Annotated in this window: 1 tRNA gene and 2 rRNA genes (1 of these 3 running past the window's edge); all 3 read left to right on the plus strand. The window is 55.9% G+C overall.

What is annotated here, in order from left to right:
• Positions 1 to 1727: ribosomal RNA gene (locus A9O63_RS15175) — 23S ribosomal RNA — on the plus strand (it extends 1101 nt beyond the left edge of the window).
• 101 nt (positions 1728 to 1828) lie between these two features.
• Positions 1829 to 1943, plus strand: a 5S ribosomal RNA gene (gene rrf / locus A9O63_RS15180).
• A gap of 45 nt (positions 1944 to 1988) precedes the next feature.
• Positions 1989 to 2065 (plus strand) — tRNA-Met (locus tag A9O63_RS15185).
• Position 2066 lies beyond the last annotated feature (1 nt).

The following is a 2066-nucleotide window of genomic DNA, read 5'->3' on the forward strand; positions in this document are numbered from 1 at the left end:
CTTTAAAGATAGCGTAACAGCTCACTGGTCTAGATAAGCTGTCCTGCGGCGAAGATGTAACGGGGCTCAAGCCACGAGCCGAAGCTCAGGATGCACAGCAATGTGCGTGGTAGCGGAGCGTTCCGTGATATAGCTCCATGTCTCTTCATCCCTCGGATGCGGAGACAAGGAGCTTTCTGTGAAGCCGGGCCGTAAGGCATCCGGTGGAGAGATCGGAAGCGAGAATGTTGACATGAGTAGCGACAAACAGGGTGAGAGACCCTGTCGCCGAAAGTCCAAGGGTTCCTGCTTAAAGCTAATCTGAGCAGGGTAAGCCGGCCCCTAAGGCGAGGCCGAAAGGCGTAGTCGATGGGAACCAGGTTAATATTCCTGGGCCAGGAGGATGTGACGGATCGCAGGTGTAGTTCGGTCTTATCGGATTGACCGGGCTGCTGAGCGGTCCCTGGAAATAGCCCTCCATCAGACCGTACCCCAAACCGACACAGGTGGACTGGTAGAGAATACCAAGGCGCTTGAGAGAACCACATCAAAGGAACTCGGCAAAATGCCTCCGTAAGTTCGCGAGAAGGAGGCCCCGTCTGTAGGCAACTATGGGCGGGGGGCACAAACCAGGGGGTGGCGACTGTTTACTTAAAACACAGGGCTGTGCGAAGCCGCAAGGCGACGTATACAGTCTGACGCCTGCCCGGTGCTGGAAGGTTAAAAGGAGGAGTGCAAGCTCCGAATTGAAGCCCCAGTAAACGGCGGCCGTAACTATAACGGTCCTAAGGTAGCGAAATTCCTTGTCGGGTAAGTTCCGACCTGCACGAATGGCGTAACGATCTCCCCGCTGTCTCTGATGTGGACTCAGCGAAATTGAACTGTGTGTCAAGATGCACACTTCCCGCGGTTAGACGGAAAGACCCCATGAACCTTTACTATAGCTTCGCACTGGCATCAGGATTGTGATGTGCAGGATAGGTGGTAGGCATCGAAGCGGGGACGCCAGTTCCCGTGGAGCCAACCTTGAGATACCACCCTTCGCCATCTTGATGTCTAACCGCGGCCCGTTATCCGGGTCCGGGACCCTGCGTGGTGGGTAGTTTGACTGGGGCGGTCGCCTCCCAAACAGTAACGGAGGCGCGCGATGGTGGGCTCAGACCGGTCGGAAATCGGTCGTCGAGTGCAATGGCAGAAGCCCGCCTGACTGCAAGACTGACAAGTCGAGCAGAGACGAAAGTCGGCCATAGTGATCCGGTGGTCCCGAGTGGAAGGGCCATCGCTCAACGGATAAAAGGTACTCTGGGGATAACAGGCTGATGATGCCCAAGAGTCCATATCGACGGCATCGTTTGGCACCTCGATGTCGGCTCATCTCATCCTGGGGCTGGAGCAGGTCCCAAGGGTATGGCTGTTCGCCATTTAAAGAGGTACGTGAGCTGGGTTTAGAACGTCGTGAGACAGTTCGGTCCCTATCTGCCGTGGGTGTAGGAGACTTGAGAAGAGTTGCCCCTAGTACGAGAGGACCGGGGTGAACGATCCACTGGTGGACCAGTTGTCGTGCCAACGGCAGTGCTGGGTAGCTATGATCGGACAGGATAACCGCTGAAGGCATCTAAGCGGGAAGCCCCCTTCAAAACAAGGTCTCCCTTGAGGGCCGTGGAAGACCACCACGTCGATAGGCCAGAGGTGTAAGCGCAGCAATGCGTTCAGCTGACTGGTACTAATTGCCCGATAGGCTTGATCTGACCCGGTAACAGCAAGGCTCAATAAGCCAAAGCTCTACCCCAGATCAGAAAGCAATAGACCCGGAACAAGCAAAAGCCTGATGTTGTCGTTTCTTCTCCGGTCTGGTGGCCATAGCACGAGCAAAACACCCGATCCCATCCCGAACTCGGCAGTTAAGTGCCGTCGCGCCAATGGTACTGCGTCTCAAGACGTGGGAGAGTAGGTCGCCGCCAGACCTGAAAAGAAACGAATATCCCTCAAAACGATCAAATCAAAACCGACGCGGGGTGGAGCAGCCCGGTAGCTCGTCAGGCTCATAACCTGAAGGCCGCAGGTTCAAATCCTGCCCCCGCAACCAG

Source organism: Cereibacter johrii (assembly GCF_001720585.1).
Lineage (GTDB): Bacteria > Pseudomonadota > Alphaproteobacteria > Rhodobacterales > Rhodobacteraceae > Cereibacter_A > Cereibacter_A johrii.